This window comes from Glycocaulis albus (assembly GCF_014639075.1).
Lineage (GTDB): Bacteria > Pseudomonadota > Alphaproteobacteria > Caulobacterales > Maricaulaceae > Glycocaulis > Glycocaulis albus.
Genome location: NZ_BMFS01000008.1, coordinates 58,022 through 78,086 on the forward strand (window position 1 = coordinate 58,022; position 20,065 = coordinate 78,086).

The following is a 20,065-nucleotide window of genomic DNA, read 5'->3' on the forward strand; positions in this document are numbered from 1 at the left end:
ACGGGGCGAAATTGTCGACCGCAAGCGGCATTGGCTCTATCTCTTGGCACCATGGATCGCGCGCCGGGCCTGCCAGAATTGCCACCGCTTTTTGCCCGCTGGTTTGCCAGCCGGGGCTGGCAGCCGCGCGGCCATCAGCTGGCCATGCTCTCGGCAGCACAGGCGGGCGAAGACGTGTTGCTCACCGCGCCGACCGGCGGCGGCAAGACGCTGGGGGGCTTCCTGCCCTCTCTGATAGAGCTGGCAGGTGTGGTGCAGGATGCAGGCAGGGAACGTCCCCATCGTTTGCACACGCTCTATGTTTCGCCACTCAAAGCGCTGTCGCAGGACGTGGCGCGCAATCTGATGGTGCCGGTCGAGGAGATGGGCCTCAAGCTTCGCATCGAGACGCGCACTGGCGATACGCCGCAGTCCAAACGCGCCCGACAGCGCGCCGCTCCGCCCGATATTCTGCTGACCACGCCCGAGCAGCTCGCCCTGTTCGTCGCACAGGAAAACGGCGCGGCCTTCTTTGCCGACCTGAAAGCTGTGATCGTGGACGAGGTGCATGCACTCGCCCCGCAAAAACGCGGTGACCTTCTCGCGCTGGGGCTGGCGGCGATCAGCCATTATGCGCCGCAGGCGCGCCGCATCGGCCTTTCTGCCACCGTGAAGGATGTGGAGGGACATGCGCGCTGGCTGTCGCGCGATCCGGCCAGTGAAGCGCTGACTACCCGTATCGTGCGCGGCGCTGCGGGAGCAGAACCGGAGGTGTCCATCCTCACCCCCGAGGCGCGTATCCCCTGGGCGGGGCATATGGGCCAGCACGCCATGGAAGGGGTGTATGCCCTTCTGAAGACGGCCCGCACAGCGCTGGTCTTCGTCAACACGCGCTCCCAGGCGGAATTCGCCTTCCAGCGGCTCTGGCGGATCAATGACGATAATCTCGCCATCGCGCTTCACCACGGATCGCTCAGCGTGGAGCAGCGCCGCAAGGTGGAAGGGGCGATGGCGGCGGGAAAACTGCGCGCGGTGGTGTGCACCTCGACGCTCGATCTGGGCATTGACTGGGGCGATGTGGATTTAGTGGTCCAGCTGGGTGCCCCCAAAGGCACCTCGCGCCTGATCCAGCGCCTTGGCCGGGCCAATCACCGGCTGGATGAGGTGTCGCGCGCCGTACTGGTGCCCGCCAACCGGTTTGAGCATCTTGAGTGCCTGTCGGCGCGCGATGCGGTGGCCGAACATGCGCTTGACGGCGAGCCGCTCAAATCCGGCGCGCTCGATGTGCTCGCCCAGCATGTCATGGGCCGGGCGTGCGGTGATCCGTTCGAGGCCGATGCGCTATATGCGGAAATCCGCCGCGCCGCACCCTACGCCGAGCTGCCGCGTGAGACCTTTGACCGCGTGCTGGAGTTCGTCGCTACCGGCGGTTATGCGCTGGGCAGCTATGACCGTTTCCGCCGTATCGTGAAGGGGCGGGACGGCCTCTGGCGGGCGCGCAATCGCAGTGTGGCCCAGCGTCACCGGCTGAATATCGGCACCATAGTGGAAAGCCCTATGCTGGATGTGCGCGTGGTCAGCGCGCGCAGCGGTGCGAAAAGCCTGCGCGCCGCAGGTCCCCGCCTCGGCCAGCTGGAGGAATGGTTCGCGGATCAGCTGAGTGTGGGCGATACCTTCCTCTTTGCCGGGCAGGTCCTGCGCTTTGAAGGCACCAGCCAGACCGATCTGTTCGTCAGCCGGGCAGGGGGCGAAGATCCCAAAGTCCCCTCCTGGCAGGGCGGCAAGTTTCCGCTATCGACCTATCTGGCGGCGCGGGTGCGCAAGCTGGTCAGCGAGCCGGAGCAATGGCACAAGCTGCCAGACCAGGTGCGCGAATGGCTGGAAATGCAACAGCTTCGCTCGCGCCTGCCGCAGACTGACCGGCTGCTGGTGGAAACCTTCCCGCGCGCGGGCAAGCATTATCTCGTCTGTTATCCGTTCGAGGGGCGGCTGGCGCATGCCACGCTGGGCGTGCTGCTGACCCGGCGGCTGGAGCGGCTGGGCCTTAAACCTCTGGGCTATGTCGCCAACGAGTATGCGCTCTCGGTGTGGGCGCTGGAGGATATGGGGCCAGTGGATTTTGCCGCGCTCTTCTCGCCCGATCTGATGGGCGATGATCTGGATGCCTGGCTCAATGAAAGCGTGCTGATGCAGCGCACGTTCCGCCATTGCGCGCTGATCTCCGGCCTGATCGAACGCCGTCACCCCGGCCTTGAGAAGACCGGGCGGCAGGTGAGCTTCTCGGCAGACCTCATCTACAATGTGCTGCGTGAACATGAACCCGACCACATCCTGATGCAGGCCGCATGGGCCGATGCGGCCACGGGTTTGCTCGACATCCGGCGCCTGTCAGACCGGCTGGCAGCCATTGAAGGCCGGATTGACGCGGTGGCGCTGGAGCGCGTTTCGCCGTTAGCGGTTCCGGTCATGCTGGAGATCGGGCGCGAGCCGGTCTATGGCGAGGCCCATGAGGCCATTCTGGAAGCCGCGTCAGAAAGCCTCATCGAAGAAGCCGTCAGGCCTTGACGGCTGGCGGGATTTTGCGGCAAATCGAGCGCATTATGAACTAGCACCTTTCCGGCGCGTGCGCCGTCTCCGCTCCACACAGCAAACAGAGAACGCCCTGCTGCGAAGCGCGCGGGCGTGAAAGGTGAATAACCATGCATGGTCCTGATCCCATGAACCCGCATCCGATGGCGGGATTTGACCGCGTCTGCTTTCTCAAGCCCGTCATCAGCCGGCCCAATATCGAGGTCGGCGAGTACACCTATTACGATGATCCCGATGCGCCCGAAGAGTTCGAAAACCGCAACGTCCTTTACCATTACGATTTCACCGGCGACCGGCTGGTCATCGGGCGGTTCTGCGCGATTGCCACCGGCGTGACATTCATCATGAACGGCGCGAACCATGCGCTGGACGGTATCTCCACCTATCCGTTCCAGATATTCGGCGGTGGCTGGGAAAAGGGCTTTGAAGAAAGCTCGCTGGACAGCGGCTATCGCGGCGACACGATTGTCGGCCACGATGTCTGGATCGGGCGTCAGGCGGTCATCATGCCGGGCGTGCGCATCGGCAATGGCGCCATCATCGCCGCGTACAGCGTCGTCACGCGTGATGTGCCTGACTACGCCATCGTGGCGGGCAATCCGGCGGAGTTGCGCAAGAAGCGCTTTGACGGCACCACCATAGCGGCGCTCTCGCGTATTTCGTGGTGGGACTGGCCGGTGGAGAAAATATCGCGGCATATCAATGCGCTAAGGGCGGGCGATGTGCGCGCCCTGCAAGAGGCAGATTGACGAACGGATGGAGAACGCGCTTGTCTGGGCAGATGCTACAGGCCGCCGCTCCCATCGTTCAGCATATCGAGGTCAACGGCGTGCCGGTGCTGGCCGATGTGTCGGGCGTGGCGTTCGTGGAAAGCGCGTCTGCGCTCATCGTGGCTGATCTGCACTTGGAAAAAGGGTCTGCCTTTGCCGCCAGGGGGGTGATGCTGCCACCCTATGACACACGCGCGACACTGGCCCGCCTCGCCGATGCGATGGTGCGCCTGCAGCCGCGCACGGTCATCGCGCTGGGCGACAGCTTCCACGACCAGACAGCCGAAGCGCGCATGCACGGCGAAGACGAAGCCTTTCTGAAGGATCTGGTCGATTGCGTGGAGCGCTGGGTGTGGATTGCCGGCAATCACGATCCCGCGCCTTCGCCGCGCTATGGCGGGGAGGTGGCAGACGAGATGGCGCTGGACGGCCTCACCCTGCGCCATGAGCCGCGCGAAGGCGCGTCACCAGGCGAGGTCGCTGGCCATCTTCACCCCTGCGCCCGGGTGCGCCGGTCGGGCCGATCGGTGCGCCGCCGCGCCTTTGTCAGTGACGGCACGCGCGTGATTCTGCCGGCCTTCGGGGCCTATACAGGCGGGCTGAATGTATGCGATGCGGCCTTTGCCGCCTGCTTTGCCCGGACGCCCGATGTGTGGATGCTGGGCCGGGAGCGGGTCTATCGCGTGCCGGGCAAAAGCGTGCTGGGGGATTAGTTAAAGTTCCTGATCACCCGATAGGTTATCTCGGTATTTGTAGCGCTGATCACTTCAATCACTGCGCCTCGATATCCGATTTCGGATGAAATGCTTAAATCGTACTGCACATCGTTTGAAAATGCTGGTCGAGCAACATTACCAGAAAATTCACGGTATGATATGCTTATCGCATCGCCGATCCGTCCGCTATAGAGTAGTGTTTGTTGAAACGCATTACTGCTAGCAATTGCTCTCTGCTCTCGGTCAAAGTCTCGATTTGAACAAGTGGCGACATTAAATACAGTAATTACACAAAGTCGATCATTCTCGTGCGACGCGCGGATAGATTGAGGTGGGTCCATCAAGAAATTTTTGGACAGTACCCCTAAGTTCTCATTTCCTCCCGACATGTAGGCATATGAGTGGTATGTCCAATTCTCATCTTGTCCTGTCTGCGGGTAAAATCCCCCTTGGAAAGTATATCCTGAAACGCTTGTGGAAGGTGCCACATTGACTCCGTCCAGGTACACGATGTTTCCTTGAGACAGCATCGCTTCGCCGACGCCAACTGTAACGATAGTATCCAGTTCTGGGCGGCTGAACTGTTCGGATGGTGCAACATAATTTTGTGCGGGAGTTGCGCACGCACTCGCTGCGAGCAATCCAAGCCCTATAAGAATCGCTCTGAACATCAGTAGTTTCTCCCCCGTCGATTAATCTATCTTGTACAATTTAACGTGGTTAGAAAAGTTTACAACAAATTGGGCGGTTCTTGTTGATCATAGAGCATTGCTTGCGCCCTACATCGCCCGTATCGCTAGCGCCGCGCCAAGGCCGATCACGGCGCCCAGCGTCAGAACCAGCCGCAAGGGCAAGTACCAGCGCGGCAGCGTGCCGCCACGCACTGCGCCGCGGTCCCACAGATACTGGATGACGAAACCGGCGATCAGCATGCCCCATCCGGTCAGCTCGGTATCAAAGGGCAGGTCCGGCCGGTTCCAGACCTGCAAGAGCACCGCAAACCAGCCAGACAGTGACAGCAGCACAGCCAGCAACAACACGCCCGTGCGCGGAGCGTCGGCGCGCAGCACGATCTCGGTTGTCCAGCGCCCGCCGGCCAGGAAGGACAGCACGACAGCGGCATAGATCGGCAGGAAATTGGCAGCCTGCAGCCCGGCCTGCCCGCCCAGCGCTATGCCGAAGGCGCCGGCGAAGAAGGGAACAAGACCGGCAAAGCCCATAAGGAGCGGGGTGCCGGGCGCTTCGCTGAGCTGTCTGAGCATTGTCGGGTTCCTATCTGCGGCGGAAGATTTCTGCCGCGCTCCATCCTGCCAGAAGCGCGATGATGACGGCAATCATGCCATAGAGCGGCGCATGATCATGCGCAAAATCATACAAAGCCTGCTCCAGCCCGGCTTTGCGGACCTCCAGCGTGGTCCGGCGGCTGGCTATCGGCACGCCATCACGGAAGAGATAGATGTCGAGCGCATATTCGCCCACCGGCGTCACGGGCGGCAGGCGCACATCGGCCCGGAACAGCCCGCCATCGAGTATTTCCACGCCGCCCGGTGATTCCACGTAAAGCCCGTCGCGTGCGCGGTTGCGCACAACGGCCCGGCGATAATCCACTATTTCTCCGCCAAGCTCGGTGACCACGACGCCGCCCACGCCAAAGCGCGTTTCTTCGCGCTCATGAGCGGGCGCTGACAGGCGCAGATGCTCCATGCCGATGGCTTCGCGCCGCAGCGAGGAGAAGGTCGCAAACTGGCTCAAGGACCGGGTGGAGGCGACGGCGTAATAGCCATAGATGTCCTCAAAGGTGATCGGCGCGCGGTTGATCCAGATGCCCAGCGTGCGGATCTTGCGCATGACGCGCAAATCTTCCTGCGGTCCGCGCACGACCACGACTATGTCATCGCCTTCCTCAAGACCGGTAACGGCGCCATAGACGAGAAAGTCCGCGCCGGTGAAGTTGGAGCGTATTTCGACGACTTCCTGTGTCAGGGCAGCGACAATGCCGACAGGCTGGATCTCGTCCTCGGGCGCGGCGTTCGCTGTACCGCCCAACACCAGGCTCATGAGCGCAGCGCGGATCATGATGCGCTCCTTCCGGCGGTCTCCATCAGCTCGAACATGTCGACGGGATCAGACACCAGGTCAAAGGCGAGCTTGAGGCAGACCGCCAGCACCATCAGGGCGAGGGCGGCCCGCAATTCCTCGGCGCGGATACGCTGGCCCGCGCGGGCACCGAACTGTGCACCGATGACGCCGCCAACGATAAGCAGGGCAGCCAGTACCAGATCGACTGTCTGGTTCTGTGCGGCCTGCAGGAAGGTCGTCAACGCCGTCACGAAGAGAATCTGGAACAGCGATGTGCCGATAACCACAGAGGTTGGCATGCGCAGGATGTAGATCATGGCCGGCACCATGACGAAGCCGCCACCAACGCCCATCAGGGCAGCCAGCAGGCCGACCAGCGCGCCAATGCCGATGACCGGGATCAGGCTGATATAGAGGCCGGAGACCGGAAAGCGGACCTTGAAGGGCAGGGCATCTATCAGGCCCCGGCGGCGGCGGCGCGGACGCGGCGTGATGCCGGCCTTGCCCTGGCGGTAGCGCCGCCACAGCGCGGTAGCGCTCTCTACAAACATCAGCCCGCCGATAATGCCCAGAAAGCCGACATAGCACAGCGAGATGACCAGATTGATCTGGCCCGTGGCCTGCAGGAAGGAGAACAGCCAGACCCCGCCCACCGAACCCACAACGCCGCCGGCGAGCAGGTAGAGCCCCATCTTCAGATCGAGGCTCTTGCGCCGGAAATGCGCGATGGCGCCCGATGCGGACGAGGCGACGATCTGGTTGGTCTGGGTCGCCACCGCAACCGGAGGGGGGATGCCGATGAAGATGAGAATCGGCGTCATCAGGAAGCCGCCGCCGACGCCAAACATGCCTGACAGGAAGCCGACGGCGAGGCCAAGGCCCAGTATCAGGAAAATGTTTACCGAGACTTCCGCTATGGGAAGGTAGATGTCCATCGCCCCGCCCTACCGGGACGGGCCGCGCTCGAGCCGGGCAACCAGAGCGGTGTCTATCGCCCCGCTCGCTTCCAGTCCTTGCGCGCGCTGGTATGCCACCACTGCCTCGCGGGTTTGCGGGCCGTAAGCCCCGTCAGCCTGACCGGAACCATAGCCCATGGCGAAAAGCAATTCCTGCGCCCGGGCGATCAGGCGCGTGCTTGCCCCTTGCTCCCAGGTCTGGGCGGGGTAGCGGCCTTGCGCCTGCGGGTCGAGGGTGCGCGGCGCAAAACTGCGGGCTGCATCCTCTGCGGCCGCGCGCTGTTCGGCCGAAAGCTCGCGGCGCAGCCCGGCCGCCCGTTCAGCCGCAGCGCTGTCTCCGCCCGCCGCGGCAATGAGGAACCAGGCATAGGCGTCGGCGGCGCTTTGCGGCACACCAAAGCCCTCCTCGAAGAGCAGGCCGAGATTGAACTGGCTGTCACCCATGCCGTGCAGGGCAGCCTGTTCGAACCAGCGTGCCGCGGCCTGCTGGTTCGCCGGTGTGGGGGACTGGTTCACATAGGCGACGCCGGCTTCATACATGGCGCGCAGATGGCCGTTCTCCGCGGCCCGCACGATCCACTGCCGCCCGGCTTCGGGATCAGCTGTGACGCCCTCGCCCCGCTCCAGCAGGCGGCCATAGCGGAACTGGGCGTCGGGTATGCCCTGCTCGGCGGCGCGGCGGATCAGTGTGAGACCGCCTTGCATGTCATCGGCCTCGAAGCGCTGGAGGGCCAGTTGATAGCGCGCTACCGGGTCACCAGAGGTCGCAGCGGCCTCCAGCGTCAATGGCGTGTCGGGAAGTATGTTGGCAGCCGGCTGCGCGCTAGCCTCTTGCGCGGTCTGCCGGGCGGGCGCGCTCTCAGCGGGCTGGACCGTTGCTGGAGCCACCTCAACCGGCGTTTCCAGCGGTTCTGCGGGTGCTGCCTCATTGCCCGTTGCCGCGGCGGTCTCGTCTGCTGTTGCCGGTCCGGCAGATTGCGGCTCAATCACATTGGTCTGCTCCGTGCGCACGTCAGCAAACAGGCTGGAGAGCGCTTCGGGCGAGACGTCGGTTTGCGCCGATTGCGTTCCGCGATTGAATCCGTCGGTCAGCACGAAGGCGGCAGCGGCCCCCAGGGCCAGGAAACCCAGAAGACTGACCCCGGCGAGCAGCCAGCGGCTGCGTGTGCCTTCGGCCTGCGGCGCCTGCACGGCTGAATAGTCATATCGCGCCGGATCAGAGCCGCCCGTGCGGACCTTGCGGCGGGCCGCTGACAGAAACTCGGCATCGGCCGTGGCGCCAAGCACCTGGGCAGCGCGTGTGCGGCGTGCAGGTTCAGGCATGGGCGCAGGCTGTGGCGCTTCCTGCCAGACATCATCCGCAGCGTTGTCGTCCGCGGACGGGCCGAAGTCCTCGCGCTGCGGGCCGGTCAGCGGATCCTCAACCGCGACGACGAAACTGTCGGTGCCGCTGATGGCGAATTCGCCCTGGAGCGCCGCCTCGCGCTGGCCGGGCGGCGGCTTCAGCGGGCTTGCAAAACTGTCCGCCTCCGGCGCGGGTTCGCCTGTCCTTTCGGCACGTTTTTCAAACGCGGCTGAAGGCATCTTGCGCCGTGGCGGTTCATGCAGCGCGTTCTGTTCGATCGCCTCAAGGCGTTCGGCAAGCGCTGTCATGGCCCGCTGGACGGGTGATAGCGCCTCGGAAGTCTCGGTGCGCGCGGCGTCCAGGCGCGCATGCACGCCTTCCATCGCCTCGGCGATGCGCGCAGCCGTGCGCTCTTCGGACGCGGCAATGCGTGCCTGAAGCACGTCATCCTCGGAGCGTGCGCGCCCATTGGCATCCAGTGTTTCCACCACGCGGGCCATGCGTTCGCCTGCGGCCTCCAATGCCCGGGCAGAGCGCTCCTCGGCGTTGCTGACACGCTCGGCGAGCGTCTCGCCGAGCTTTGCCACCTGTTCGCCGATCTGCCTCACAGCATGACTGCTCTCCCGGCGCACATCGTCAAGACGGCTTTCAATATCGGCCTGGTTGCGCAGCTGGCTCCGGCGCTGTTCCTGATCGCGGAAGCGGGCCTCCAGCCGGGCCTCGTTGTCGGTGAAGCGCCGGTCGATGGCACGGGCCAGACGGGAGACTTCCTGGCTGATGCGCGCCAGCGTGTCGGCCTGCCGGGTCTCGGCAGCCGACAGGCGCGCCTCGGTCGCCTGCAAGGCCTGTTCAAACCGCCCGCCCTGACCGCCCGAACGCGCCAGCGCGTCCAGCTGGCCGGCAAACTCGCGGCGCGTGTCGCGGATCACTTCAGCCAGCTCGGTCGCCAGCCGGTCAAAGCGCTGCTGGAACTGTTCCTGCGTCATGGCAGAGCCCGTGCCCTGCTCCAGCTGGGCAAGGCGTGCCTCCAGCCGCTCATGCGACTTCGCCAGTGCATCTGCGGCCTGGAAGGTAGCGCTTTCCGCCGCCACCAGCCGGCGCTGCAAAGCACGCGAGCTGTCGTGCACGCCGTCCAGCGCACTGGTCATGTCCTTGTGGCGCTGTTCCACCAGATCGCGCAGGGACTGCTCCTCGGCGCGGGTGCGCCGTTCGGCCTCGTCAATACGTTCAGCCAGCGTGCGTATGGATTTTTCGGCGCCGTCCTTGCGGCGATCCTCGCGCTCGAGCAGTCCGTCAATCTCGGAGCGGAAATCGCGTTCGGTCTCGTATAGCCGTGCGGCTACCTTGCCGAGGGCTGCTTCAACCGCGCGGACGGGGGCGGTGTCGCCGCTGCCGCCATTGCGCTCCAGCTTGCGCAGCCGGTCCATCAGCTCGTCCTGGCTGGCGCGCATACGGGCGAGAGCGGCGCCGGTCGACTCTTCTTCGTCCTCCAGCCCGTCCTCGATGCGTTCCAGCCGCCGGGCCAGCCCGCTCACTGACTGGTCCACCCCGGATATGGCAAGCTGGGCACGCGATTCGGCCGCCTCGATACGGGCGCCCAGCCGCGCAATCATTTCATGAAGGTCGTCATCACCGCCGCCACCGTCGCCATCTGGCGTGCCCGTAAATCCGGGAAAGCCGCTGAGACGGTCCGGCCAGTCGGTCGAAAGCGGGCCATCTTCGAGAATGACGCGGTTGAGCCATTCGCCGAGAGTCATGCCCTGGCGGCGCGCAGCTGTCTTGGCCATCGCCCGCGCGCGCGGGTCGATGCCTTTAACGCTCCAAGGTGTCCCGGATGTCATCCGACTCACGCGCTCCCGACCCGATAGGGCGAGGGTAGCGGAACGGTTAATATTGTGTAAACCGGATCGCTGACCGCAATATGTGGTGTTTCCACAGCTATCCGTTGCACACGGGCGTTCCACCCCCGTCCTTAACAGTTAACAAGAACCCGCGATGCGGTTAACGGCGCGTAAAGTTTCCTTAAATTCGGCTCACTGTGCTGCATCGCCCGGAAACAGCGCTGGTGCCAGCAATTGCAGCCTTCGCTCTAGCGCCCCGGCCTGGCTCAGAGGATCGACCGGTTCGCGGCCCGGCAGGGCGCGGCCGGAGTCCATGAGGAACCAGGCTTCATCGGGGGCCCCGGCTGCCATGTAACGTACGGCGAGGTGCCAGTAGTTGGCGGCGGCGAAAGGGTCCATGGCCAGCGCTTCGGTCAGCAGTGCGGCCGGATCGAGATCCGGGTACTCGGCCAGCCCCTCTTCGCCCCAGTCAATCAGCTGACGCGCCGCCATGGTACGTGCCGCGGCGCCGGCATGGCCCTCCCGGTCCAGATAGGGCTGAATCTGCTCGACCGCGAGCCGGTGGGCGCCTTCCGATGCGGCCTGTATGGCTTCAGACACGGCTTCAAAACCGGGGTCGCCCGCGCCTGCTTCGGCAAGCCTGTCGGCACCTGTGCAGGCCAGGCGTTCCGAGCCGATGGTCTCGGCCGGACAAAGACCGAAATGGGCGGTTTCCTGGACAAGGGTCAGCATGGCCCCGGCAAAGTCGCCTTCATCCTGCAGGCCCTGTATCTCGACCATGAAGTCCGGCGGTGAGGGGGCTGCGCCCAGCTCGCCCGCCAGGGCCGATGCGATGGTTTCACGCAAGGCGCCATCCACCAGATCGAGATTGGCGCTGGCCAGGCTTGCGTCAGCGAAGCCGAGGGCGCCGGGCTCGAGCGGTTCTGATCCTTCAAGGCGCCAGTGTTCGACGCGGCCTTGCGGGCTTTCAGGGCTGATGACAGTGAACGACAAGGCGCAGACAGGCTCGCCGCCTTCGCGCAGGGCAGACAGGATGTCGGGATGGATGGCCAGCCGGTGAGCGAAGGCGGTGATGAGGTTGCGGTGCTGGACTGCTGAGAGCTCCGCGCCGTCACATCCCGTCCAGGCGCTGGCTATGGCGGGGCCGTCTTCTTCCCGATACCAGCTGGTGACGGTGCCGCTGGAGCGCGCGCCATCACTTGCTTCAGCAGGCCGCGTGGTGCTGGTCAGTCCTGCCGGTGCGGCGGCGACTCCCATTGCTGCCTCCAGCCAGAAGCGGTGGAAGCTTGCCGAGGGGCCGAACGCGATTTCCTCTTCCTGCCCGCCCTGCGAGAGGGCCGCGTAGATGTCCACATTGCGCCGCACTGCGGCATAGGTTGACGTGTTGGTGTAGCTGCCGCCCGCCACGTCTAGCCGCAATATGCGGTTCGCCCCGAAATCATAGAGCCATACGCCGCTGCCAGACTGTTCTCCGGCCCAGCTGTCGCCGGTGAAAAAGGTGCGTGCTTGTGCCGCCTCATCGTCAGCCAGCGTGTTGTCGGCGTCCGGCGGGCCGGATTCATCAAGCGGAGTGACAGCCACCACCCAGCTCAGCGCCAGCGCATCGCCGAAAGCCCGGCCGCGGACCGCTTCATACCGGTCCATACCTACAAAAGGCGTCATGCGGGCCGGCACAGGCGCGGCGTCCTGACCGGACGAGCCGGCTTGCGCAAGCGCGTCACTGTCTGCTGGTGCTTCGGTTTGCGTGGCGCCGTTGCTGACTTCGGGATCTTCCGGCGCTTCGCTGTCCGGCATATCACCATCAGCTGCGTCGTCAGTCTCCACCGCCGGCTCCGGGTCTTGGGCGGCAGTGTCCGTGGTGTCCTGCGAGCCAGAGCCGTCATCGCCGGACGCTTGCGCGGCTGCGCCTTCGTCTGCCGGTTCGTCCGCTTCCTCACTGCCGGGCGAGGCCTCTTCGGGCGCGTCCTCATTGGTGGCGCCGGCCGGCTGGTCTGTCTCATCCGAACTGTCTGCGTCCGGCTCCCCGTTGTCCGCTTCGCCATCATCAGGAGGGGCGGTCTCGCCCGCTTCCTCTTCCGCCGGGCTGGCCTGTTCGTCCGCGCCAGCCTCCATCGAGCGCAGCAGCGCCTCGAGTGCCTCTATGTCATCAGGGTCAAGGCGCTGCGGCGCCGACGCGGGTGTGGCTGCCAGTGACAGGGCGAGCATGATGGTGCTGACAGACATGGGATGTACTTTCTCCGGCGCATTTGCGCTCCAGAGCCAAGCGCGCCATCGTGGCCGGGTCAAGGCAGCATGCAGGATGCGCCGCGTTAACTCGAATTGACGTTGACGTGAACGTCAACTTGGCAGACAGTAGCCGTATGAAGGCATCATCTGCTGCTGAAACCCTCTATTCGATCCGCGACCTCGCCGCATCCTTCGGCGTGACGCCGCGTGCCTTGCGCTTCTATGAGCAGCAGGGCCTGATCTCGCCGCAGCGCAAGGGGGCGACGCGGCTTTACACGGCCGCAGACCGGGCACGCCTTATCCTCATCCTGCGGGGCAAGCGCGTCGGGTTTTCACTGGCCGAGATCAAGGAAATGCTCGACCTTGAGGCGACCGAACATGCCAGCCGGGGCCATCTTGAAAGTTCCATCGAGCGTTTCCGCGCGCGCATCGAAGATCTGAAGCGCCAGCGCGACGACATAGATGACGCGATCGGCGAGCTGGAGGCGGGTGTCGTGTGGATGGAGGAACGGCTCAATGACCGTGATCCGCCCGAAGACATCAAGCGCCGCGCCCGGGCCTTCGAGGCACTGGCCGCTGCCCGGCTTGTACAATGGTCTGTCGGGCCGCCCGACCAGCCCTAGATTTCCCATCCCCCGCACGGCGGGACCACTAAAACCGTACCCAGCACTTCAATACCGGAGACACCCCTCATGCCCAGCTATCGCGCCCCGATCCGTGACCAGCGCTTTGTCCTCAACGATGTGCTGAACGTCCAGCAATACGGCAATCTGCCCGGTTTTGCCGATGCCAGCGCGGATATCGTGGATGCCATTCTCGAGGAGGGGGGCAAGTTTTGCGAGAATGTGCTCTACCCGCTTAACAAGGTCGGTGATCATGAGGGCTGCAAGCTTCAGCCTGACGGTGAGGTGGTCGTCCCGGCCGGCTTCAAGGAAGCTTATGACCAGCTGACCGAGGGCGGCTGGACCGCGCTGTCGGCCGATCCCGAATATGGCGGGCAGGGCCTGCCGCATTATCTCAACCTCGCCTTCAACGAGATGGTGACCGCCACCAATATGGCATTCGGCATGTATCCGGGGCTTACGGGGGGCGCGGCGCAGGCGCTTCATGTCGGCGGTTCCGATGAACAAAAACGCCTCTACCTGCCCAAGATGATCTCCGGCGAGTGGTCGGGCACGATGAACCTGACCGAGCCGCATTGCGGTACCGATCTTGGCATGCTGCGTACCAAGGCGGTGCCCAACGGGGACGGCACCTACAAGATTTCCGGCCAGAAGATCTGGATCTCGGCCGGCGAGCATCCGATGAGCAAGAATATCATCCACCTGGTTCTGGCGCGCGTCGAAGGCGCACCGGCGGGCGTGAAAGGTATCTCGCTGTTCGTGGTGCCGAAATTCATCCCCGACGAGAACGGCAATCCGGGCAAGCGCAATGGTGTGAAGTGCGGCGGGCTGGAAGAGAAAATGGGCATTCACGGCAATGCCACCTGTGTGATGAATTATGACGAGGCAACCGGCTGGCTGGTCGGCGAGGAGAACAAGGGCCTGCGCATCATGTTCGTGATGATGAACGAGGCGCGCCTTGGCGTCGGCCTCCAGGGGCTCGCGCTCGCCGAGACCGCCTATCAGTACTCGCTGGCGTTTGCGAAGGACCGCATTCAGGGCCGTTCGCTGACGGGCCCGAAAAACCCTGATGGTCCCGCCGATCCGATCATCGTGCACCCCGATGTGCGCCGGATGCTGATGGACCAGAAAGTGTTCGTCGAGGCGGGCCGCGCCTTCACGCTGTGGACCGCGCTGCAGGGCGATCTGGAGCACAAGGCCGAAGATGAGGCCACCCGCACCAAGTCGGGCGACTACATGGCGCTGCTGACCCCTATCGTGAAGGCCTACCTGACCGACAAGGGTTATGACAGCGTGTCAAAAGGCCTGCAGATCCATGGCGGATCGGGCTTCACGCGCGAGTGGGGCATTGAACAGCTTTTGCGCGATGCCCGCATCACCCTCATCTATGAAGGCACGAACGGCGTTCAGGCGCTCGATCTGGTGGGCCGCAAGCTCGCCATGAACGGCATGCGCCCGATCAACACCTTCTTTGCCGAGATGGACGCTTTCGTTGCCGACAATAAAGGCAACAAGGAGCTGGAGCCCTTCCTTGACGGTCTCGCCGCCACCAAGGCCAAGCTGCAAAAGGCCACCAACTGGCTGGTCGAGAAGGGCCTTGAGAATTTCGACAATGCCGGGGCGGCCTCCACCGATTATCTGCATCTGTTCGGCCTGACCTGCTTTGCCTGGATGTGGGGCCGGATGGCGAAGGTGTCGCTGGAAAAGATCGCCGAAGGCTCTGACGACCCGATCTATGCCGGCAAGCTGGTGACAGGCCGCTATTTCCTGCAGCGCTGGCTGCCGGACGCGGATGCGCATCTGGCAAAAATCGAGGCTGGAGCAGAATCCATGATGGCCCTGACGGCTGAACAGTTCTGATGACTTGCGAACCCTTGATCCTTCGAGACGCGCTGACGCGCTCCTCAGGATGAGGGGTCGCCGTCAGCCCTCATGCTGAGGAGGCCGAAGGCCGTCTCGAAGCACGAGGGCTGGAAACACGAAACAAGACCCGAGGAGACGACCCCCATGTCCGCCAATGCCGCTGCCATTCTGGCCAATCCAAAACCGTCCTGGCTGGACCAGGAAGATGTGAACATGTTCGACCACGCTGTGCGGGGCTTCCTGGAAAAGGAATGTCTGCCTCATGGCGACCGCTGGGAGAAGGAAGGCGCGGTTGACCGCGAAATCTGGACGAAGGCCGGTGAAGCCGGCCTGCTCTGTCCGGCAGCACCGGAAGAGTTCGGCGGCGCGGGCGGTGACTGGCGTCATGACTATGTGTTCCACATGGCAGTGGCGGAACTTGGCGTCGATGGCTGGGGCGCCTCGCTCCACAACTCCATCGTTGGCCCTTATGTCTGGCATTACGGGTCCAAGGCGCAAAAAGAGAAGCTGATCCCCAAACTCATTTCGGGTGAGTATGTCGGTGCCATCGCGATGACCGAGCCGGGCGCGGGCTCTGACCTTCAGGGCGTGAAGACGACCGCGGTGAAGGATGGCAATGGCTATCGCATCAACGGCGCGAAAACCTTCATCACCAATGGCGGCACGGCCAATTTCATCATTGTCGTGGCCAAGACCGATCCCAAAGCTGGAGCCAAGGGCACTTCGCTCTTCCTCGTGGAGACTGACGGGCTGGAAGGCTTCCGGCGCGGGCGCAATCTCGACAAGGTAGGCCTGAAAGCCCAGGACACTGCCGAGCTGTTCTTCGAGGACATGTGGGTGCCGGCTGATGCGCTGCTGGGCGACGGCGAGGGCATGGGCTTCATCCAGCTGATGGAGCAGCTGCCGCAGGAACGCCTGCAGATTGCCGTTCAGGGCGTGGGCATGATGAAGCGCGCGCTCGCCGAGACCATCGCCTATGTGAAAGACCGCAAGGCGTTCGGCAAGTCGATCATCGAGTTCCAAAATACCCAGTTCAAGCTCGCCGAACTCAAGACCAAGGCGACCATTGCCGAGGTGTTCTGCCAGCACTGCTCTGACCTGCTTATTCAGGGCAAGCTCGATGCCTCCACCGCCTCCATGGCGAAATACTGGGTCACCGATATCCAGTGCGAGCTGGTTGACGAATGCGTGCAGCTGCATGGCGGGTACGGCTTCATGAACGAGTATCCGATTGCCCGCATGTGGCGCGATGCGCGCGTGCAACGCATCTATGGCGGCACGAACGAGATCATGAAGCTGCTGATTTCACGGACGCTTTAAGGCCTAGAACCTAGAACACCCCCAAGGGAGAACCCCCATGACCGACGCATATATTTACGACGCTACGCGCACCCCGCGCGGCAAGGGCAAGAAGAATGGCACGCTGCACGAGATCACCGCGCTGCAGCTGGCCACCCAGCAGCTCGAAGCCATCCGCGACCGCAATAATCTCGATACCAGCGTGATCGACGATGTGATCCTGGGCTGCGTCTCGCCGGTAGGCGAGCAGGGCGCGAACATCGCCCGTGCGGCGGCGCTGAATGCCAACTACGCCGAGACGGCGTCAGGCTTTCAGGTCAATCGTTTCTGCGCCTCCGGCCTTGAAGCGGTGAACCTTGCTGCGGCGAAAGTCATGTCCGGCGAGGCCGACATGGCCATTGGCGGCGGCGTGGAAGCCATGAGCCGCGTGCCCATGGGCTCTGATGGCGGCGCGATGGTTGTCGACCCGGAAATGGCGTTTGACCATTATTTCGTGCCGCAAGGCATCTCGGCGGACCTGATCGCGTCCAAGTACGGCTATTCGCGCGATGACGTGGACGCCTATGCAGTGGAGAGCCAGAAGCGCGCCAAGAAGGCGTGGGATGAAGGCCGCTTCAAGAAGTCCGTCGTCGCGGTGAAAAACCAGCTCGGCCTGACCCAGCTGGACCATGACGAATACATGCGCCCGGAAACCGACATGCAATCGCTGGCGAGCCTGAAGCCCGCCTTCCGCGATCTGGCGGCCTTTGTCGGCCTCGATAATGTGGCGATCCAGCGCTATCCGGACGTGGAGAAGATCAACTTTGTCCACCATGCGGGCAACTCGTCGGGCATTGTGGACGGCGCTGCGGCGATCCTCGTTGGTAACAAGGAGATGGGTGAGCGGCTGGGCCTCAAACCCCGCGCGCGCATCCGCTCCATGGCCTCCATCGGCTCGGAGCCGACCATCATGCTGACCGGCCCGGCCCCGTCCGCGCGCAAGGCGCTGAAAAAAGCCGGCATGAGCCCGGAAGATATCGATCTTTACGAGATGAACGAGGCGTTTGCCGCGGTCGTCCTGCGCTTCATGGAAGACTTAGGCGTCCCGCACGACAAGGTGAACGTCAATGGCGGCGCGATTGCGCTCGGCCACCCGCTGGGCGCCACCGGCGCGATGATCCTCGGCACCCTGCTGGATGAGCTGGAGCGCACCGGCAAGGGTACGGCGCTGGCCACGCTCTGCGTCGGCGGCGGCATGGGCACAGCCACCATCATCGAGCGGGTCTAGGTTTAACCGGATTTCACTTCGTCATTCCGGCCGAGCGCTAGCGAGAGCCGGAACCCAGTCAGACAAGGAAAGCTGGGTTCCGGATAAGCGCTTCCAGCGCTTTCCGGAATGACGAGGGAAGGGAGACAAAACAATGAGCTACACACATTTCAAATTCGAGCTGGATGGCGACGGCATTGCCCTCATCACCTTTGACTCACCCAACGTATCCATGAACGTGCTGTCGGCCTCGGTCATGGCCGAGCTGGGCCAGATCGTCGACAAGATCGGCTCTGACGATGCCATCAAAGGCGCGGTCATCACCTCCGGCAAGAAGGCGTTCTGCGCAGGTGCAGACCTCTCCGAGCTGGGCTCAGGGATGATGGACCTGAAAGGTCTTTCCGAAGAGGAAGCCAAGCAGAAACTGTTTGACACCGCCTTCCGCCTGAACTCGCAGCTGCGCGCGCTGGAGACCTGCGGCAAGCCGGTCGCGGCGGCCATTAACGGCCTGGCGCTTGGCGGCGGGTTCGAGGTGACACTCGCTTGCCACTACCGCGTGATGGCGAACGATACGGGGGCCAAGCTCGGTCTGCCGGAAGCCCTGGTCGGCGTTCTGCCCGGCGGCGGTGGCACGCAGCGCCTGCCGCGCCTTGTCGGCGTGATGAATGCGGCCCCGGTCATGCTCCAGGGCAAGCAGCTGGATGCCGATACGGCCAAGCAGCAGGGCGTGGTCCACGAAGTGGCCCCGGTCTCTGAAATCGTTGCCAAGGCCAAGGAGCTGGTCAAAGCCAATCCGCTGGGGTCCAAACAGCCCTGGGATCAGGACAAGTTCAAAATCCCCGGCGGTGGCCCCTTCCACCCGGCGGGCATGCAGATTTTCGGCGGCGCGTCCCCGATGCTGCTCAAGGAGACCTATGGCAATTATCCGGCCCAGCGCTACATCCTGTCGTGCGTCTATGAGGGCCTGCAGGTGCCGATCGATGCGGGTCTGCGCATTGAGAGCCGCTACTTCACCAAGCTGCTCATGCGCCCGGAAAGCCGCAACATGATCCGTTCGCTCTTCCTGTCCAAGCAATCGCTGGACAAGGGCAGCCGCCGCCCTGCCGGTCAGGAAAAATCCGAGATCAAGAAGATCGGCGTCATCGGTGCCGGCTTCATGGGCGCAGGCATCACCACCGTTTCGGCGCAGGCCGGGATCGAGGTTGTGCTGATCGACGTCAATCAGGAAGGCGCCGACAAGGGCAAGCAGCACGCGGTCGACTTCTTCGCCAAGGGCGTGAAACGCGGCAAGATCACCGAGGACAAGGCCAAGAAGCTCGCTGACCTCATCACCGCGACCACCGATTATGGCGCGCTGAAAGATGTCGATCTGGTCGTCGAGGCGGTATTTGAAAACTCCGAGCTCAAGGCCGAGATCACCAAGAAGGCCGAAGCCGTCATGCCCAAGGGCGCCATCTTCGGCTCCAACACCTCCACCATTCCGATCAGCTCGCTGGCGAAAGCCTCTGAACGCCCGGACAACTTCATCGGCATCCACTTCTTCTCGCCGGTCGAGAAGATGAATCTGGTCGAGCTGATCGTTGGCGAGAAGACAGGCGATCTGGCCGTCAGCCGCGCCATCGATTTTGTCGGCAAGATCAAGAAGACGCCGATTGTGGTCGCCGATACGCGCGGCTTCTACGCCAATCGCTGCGTGATGCGCTATATCGAGCAGGGCATGTATCTGCTGACCGAAGGCGTGAAGCCGGCCCTGATCGAGAATGCCGCCAAGATGGCGGGCATGCCCGTCGGTCCGCTCTCCCTGCAGGACGAGGTGGCCATCGATCTCGGCTACAAGGTGCTGCAGCAGACCAAGAAGGATCTGGGCGACCAGTTCGAAGACACGCCCAATGCGCAGGTTATCGAGAAGATGTACGAGCTCGGCCGTTATGGCCGCAAGAATGGCAAGGGCTTCTACGTCTATGAAGAAGGCGGCAAGCGCCTGTGGGATGATCTCGATCAGTTCGCCCCGAACGGCGAGCTGCTCCCCGCTGACCAGCAGCCGAGCGTGGGCGAGATCAAGGACCGCATCCTCTATGCCCAGGCCATCGAGGCGGCCCGCACCATGGCCGAAGGCATTGTGGAAGACCCGCGCGAGGCCGATGTCGGCTCCATTCTGGGGTGGGGCTTTGCGCCCTATACCGGCGGGGTGATCTCCTTCATCGACACGGTTGGCACGGAAAAGTTCGTGACACGTGCCGACGAGCTGGCCAAAAAGTATGGCAAGCCGTTCGAAGTGCCGCAGCTCCTGCGTGACATGGCAGCGAAGAAGGAAACCTTCTACGCCCGCTTCGCGCCGAAGAAGGCAGCCTGATTGTTCAGGTGAAGAACTGACGAAGAAGGCCGGGCAGCGATGCCCGGCCTTTTTTGCGTTTGCGGCACATCTCCCTTCTTCGTCATTCCGGCGAAAGCCGGAACCCAGCTTTTTCAAGGATATCTGGGTTCCAGATAAGCGCTGACGCGCTTTCTGGAATGACGAAAGAAAGGTAAGGGG

The 20,065-nt window shown here is 63.5% G+C and carries 14 protein-coding genes; 8 read left to right on the top strand and 6 right to left on the bottom strand.

All coding sequences use genetic code 11. The annotated features are described in order from the left end of the window. Nucleotides 1–51 precede the first annotated feature (51 nt). From IEV75_RS09695 to pdeM, 3 genes are all read left to right on the top strand, one after another. A complete protein-coding gene (locus IEV75_RS09695; protein WP_188452430.1) occupies nucleotides 52–2,544 on the top strand; it encodes a ligase-associated DNA damage response DEXH box helicase in 2,493 nt (830 codons plus the stop codon). A 134-nt stretch (nucleotides 2,545–2,678) separates the two neighbouring features. Further along, nucleotides 2,679–3,317: a CatB-related O-acetyltransferase gene (locus tag IEV75_RS09700; protein WP_188452371.1), complete on the top strand. Its 639-nt coding sequence runs from the start codon at nucleotides 2,679–2,681 to the stop codon at nucleotides 3,315–3,317. Between the two features lie 20 nt (nucleotides 3,318–3,337). Further along, on the top strand, nucleotides 3,338–4,051 hold the full coding sequence (gene pdeM / locus IEV75_RS09705) for a ligase-associated DNA damage response endonuclease PdeM (RefSeq protein WP_233351819.1): 714 nt from the start codon (nucleotides 3,338–3,340) through the stop codon (nucleotides 4,049–4,051). Here the strand turns inward: pdeM and IEV75_RS09710 are convergent. The 6 genes from IEV75_RS09710 to IEV75_RS09735 all read right to left on the bottom strand — a co-directional run bounded on the left by IEV75_RS09710 (nucleotide 4,048) and on the right by IEV75_RS09735 (nucleotide 12,498). After that, nucleotides 4,048–4,725, bottom strand: coding sequence for a hypothetical protein (locus IEV75_RS09710; RefSeq protein ID WP_188452372.1), 678 nt, complete (start codon nucleotides 4,723–4,725; stop codon nucleotides 4,048–4,050). The two genes, pdeM and IEV75_RS09710, sit on opposite strands and share 4 nt — an antisense overlap. Before the next feature lie 108 nt (nucleotides 4,726–4,833). Further along, complete coding sequence (locus IEV75_RS09715; RefSeq protein WP_188452373.1) at nucleotides 4,834–5,316, bottom strand: DUF3429 domain-containing protein; 483 nt, start codon at nucleotides 5,314–5,316, stop codon at nucleotides 4,834–4,836. A gap of 10 nt (nucleotides 5,317–5,326) precedes the next feature. Then, the gene (locus IEV75_RS09720) at nucleotides 5,327–6,130 is read right to left on the bottom strand and encodes a TIGR02186 family protein (protein WP_188452374.1); all 804 of its coding nucleotides are present in this window, start codon (nucleotides 6,128–6,130) and stop codon (nucleotides 5,327–5,329) included. After that, complete coding sequence (locus tag IEV75_RS09725) at nucleotides 6,127–7,068, bottom strand: sulfite exporter TauE/SafE family protein (protein WP_188452375.1); 942 nt, start codon at nucleotides 7,066–7,068, stop codon at nucleotides 6,127–6,129. The genes IEV75_RS09720 and IEV75_RS09725 overlap by 4 nt, the downstream gene beginning before the upstream one ends. Nucleotides 7,069–7,077: 9 nt before the next feature. Then, nucleotides 7,078–10,275, bottom strand: a complete 3,198-nt coding sequence (locus tag IEV75_RS09730; RefSeq protein WP_233351820.1) for a peptidoglycan-binding protein — start codon at nucleotides 10,273–10,275, stop codon at nucleotides 7,078–7,080. 192 nt (nucleotides 10,276–10,467) lie between these two features. After that, nucleotides 10,468–12,498, bottom strand: coding sequence for an ICP22 family protein (locus tag IEV75_RS09735; RefSeq protein WP_188452377.1), 2,031 nt, complete (start codon nucleotides 12,496–12,498; stop codon nucleotides 10,468–10,470). Nucleotides 12,499–12,635: 137 nt separating this feature from the next. On the opposite strand from IEV75_RS09735, the gene IEV75_RS09740 reads away from it, so the two are divergent. From IEV75_RS09740 to IEV75_RS09760, 5 genes are all read left to right on the top strand, one after another. Beyond that, on the top strand, nucleotides 12,636–13,124 hold the full coding sequence (locus IEV75_RS09740) for a MerR family transcriptional regulator (RefSeq protein ID WP_188452378.1): 489 nt from the start codon (nucleotides 12,636–12,638) through the stop codon (nucleotides 13,122–13,124). 69 nt (nucleotides 13,125–13,193) lie between these two features. Continuing rightward, nucleotides 13,194–14,984: an acyl-CoA dehydrogenase C-terminal domain-containing protein gene (locus IEV75_RS09745; protein WP_188452379.1), complete on the top strand. Its 1,791-nt coding sequence runs from the start codon at nucleotides 13,194–13,196 to the stop codon at nucleotides 14,982–14,984. 147 nt (nucleotides 14,985–15,131) lie between these two features. Further along, entirely contained in the window at nucleotides 15,132–16,307 is a 1,176-nt protein-coding gene (locus IEV75_RS09750; RefSeq protein WP_188452380.1) for an acyl-CoA dehydrogenase family protein, read from the top strand. A gap of 37 nt (nucleotides 16,308–16,344) precedes the next feature. Then, nucleotides 16,345–17,553, top strand: a complete 1,209-nt coding sequence (locus IEV75_RS09755) for an acetyl-CoA C-acetyltransferase (RefSeq protein ID WP_188452381.1) — start codon at nucleotides 16,345–16,347, stop codon at nucleotides 17,551–17,553. Nucleotides 17,554–17,686: 133 nt separating this feature from the next. Next, nucleotides 17,687–19,885, top strand: coding sequence for a 3-hydroxyacyl-CoA dehydrogenase NAD-binding domain-containing protein (locus IEV75_RS09760; RefSeq protein ID WP_188452382.1), 2,199 nt, complete (start codon nucleotides 17,687–17,689; stop codon nucleotides 19,883–19,885). Nucleotides 19,886–20,065 lie beyond the last annotated feature (180 nt).

Bases quoted from the DNA above. Each gene is read 5' to 3' on its own strand.
- IEV75_RS09730 (WP_233351820.1), bottom strand. From the start codon at position 10,275: ATGACATCCGGGACACCTTGGAGCGTTAAAGGCATCGACCCGCGCGCG.
- IEV75_RS09700 (WP_188452371.1), top strand. From the start codon at position 2,679: ATGCATGGTCCTGATCCCATGAACCCGCATCCGATGGCGGGATTTGAC.
- IEV75_RS09760 (WP_188452382.1), top strand. From the start codon at position 17,687: ATGAGCTACACACATTTCAAATTCGAGCTGGATGGCGACGGCATTGCC.
- IEV75_RS09745 (WP_188452379.1), top strand. From the start codon at position 13,194: ATGCCCAGCTATCGCGCCCCGATCCGTGACCAGCGCTTTGTCCTCAAC.
- IEV75_RS09725 (WP_188452375.1), bottom strand. From the start codon at position 7,068: ATGGACATCTACCTTCCCATAGCGGAAGTCTCGGTAAACATTTTCCTG.
- IEV75_RS09695 (WP_188452430.1), top strand. From the start codon at position 52: ATGGATCGCGCGCCGGGCCTGCCAGAATTGCCACCGCTTTTTGCCCGC.
- IEV75_RS09735 (WP_188452377.1), bottom strand. From the start codon at position 12,498: ATGTCTGTCAGCACCATCATGCTCGCCCTGTCACTGGCAGCCACACCC.
- IEV75_RS09715 (WP_188452373.1), bottom strand. From the start codon at position 5,316: ATGCTCAGACAGCTCAGCGAAGCGCCCGGCACCCCGCTCCTTATGGGC.
- IEV75_RS09740 (WP_188452378.1), top strand. From the start codon at position 12,636: ATGAAGGCATCATCTGCTGCTGAAACCCTCTATTCGATCCGCGACCTC.
- IEV75_RS09710 (WP_188452372.1), bottom strand. From the start codon at position 4,725: ATGTTCAGAGCGATTCTTATAGGGCTTGGATTGCTCGCAGCGAGTGCG.
- IEV75_RS09750 (WP_188452380.1), top strand. From the start codon at position 15,132: ATGTCCGCCAATGCCGCTGCCATTCTGGCCAATCCAAAACCGTCCTGG.
- IEV75_RS09720 (WP_188452374.1), bottom strand. From the start codon at position 6,130: ATGATCCGCGCTGCGCTCATGAGCCTGGTGTTGGGCGGTACAGCGAAC.
- IEV75_RS09755 (WP_188452381.1), top strand. From the start codon at position 16,345: ATGACCGACGCATATATTTACGACGCTACGCGCACCCCGCGCGGCAAG.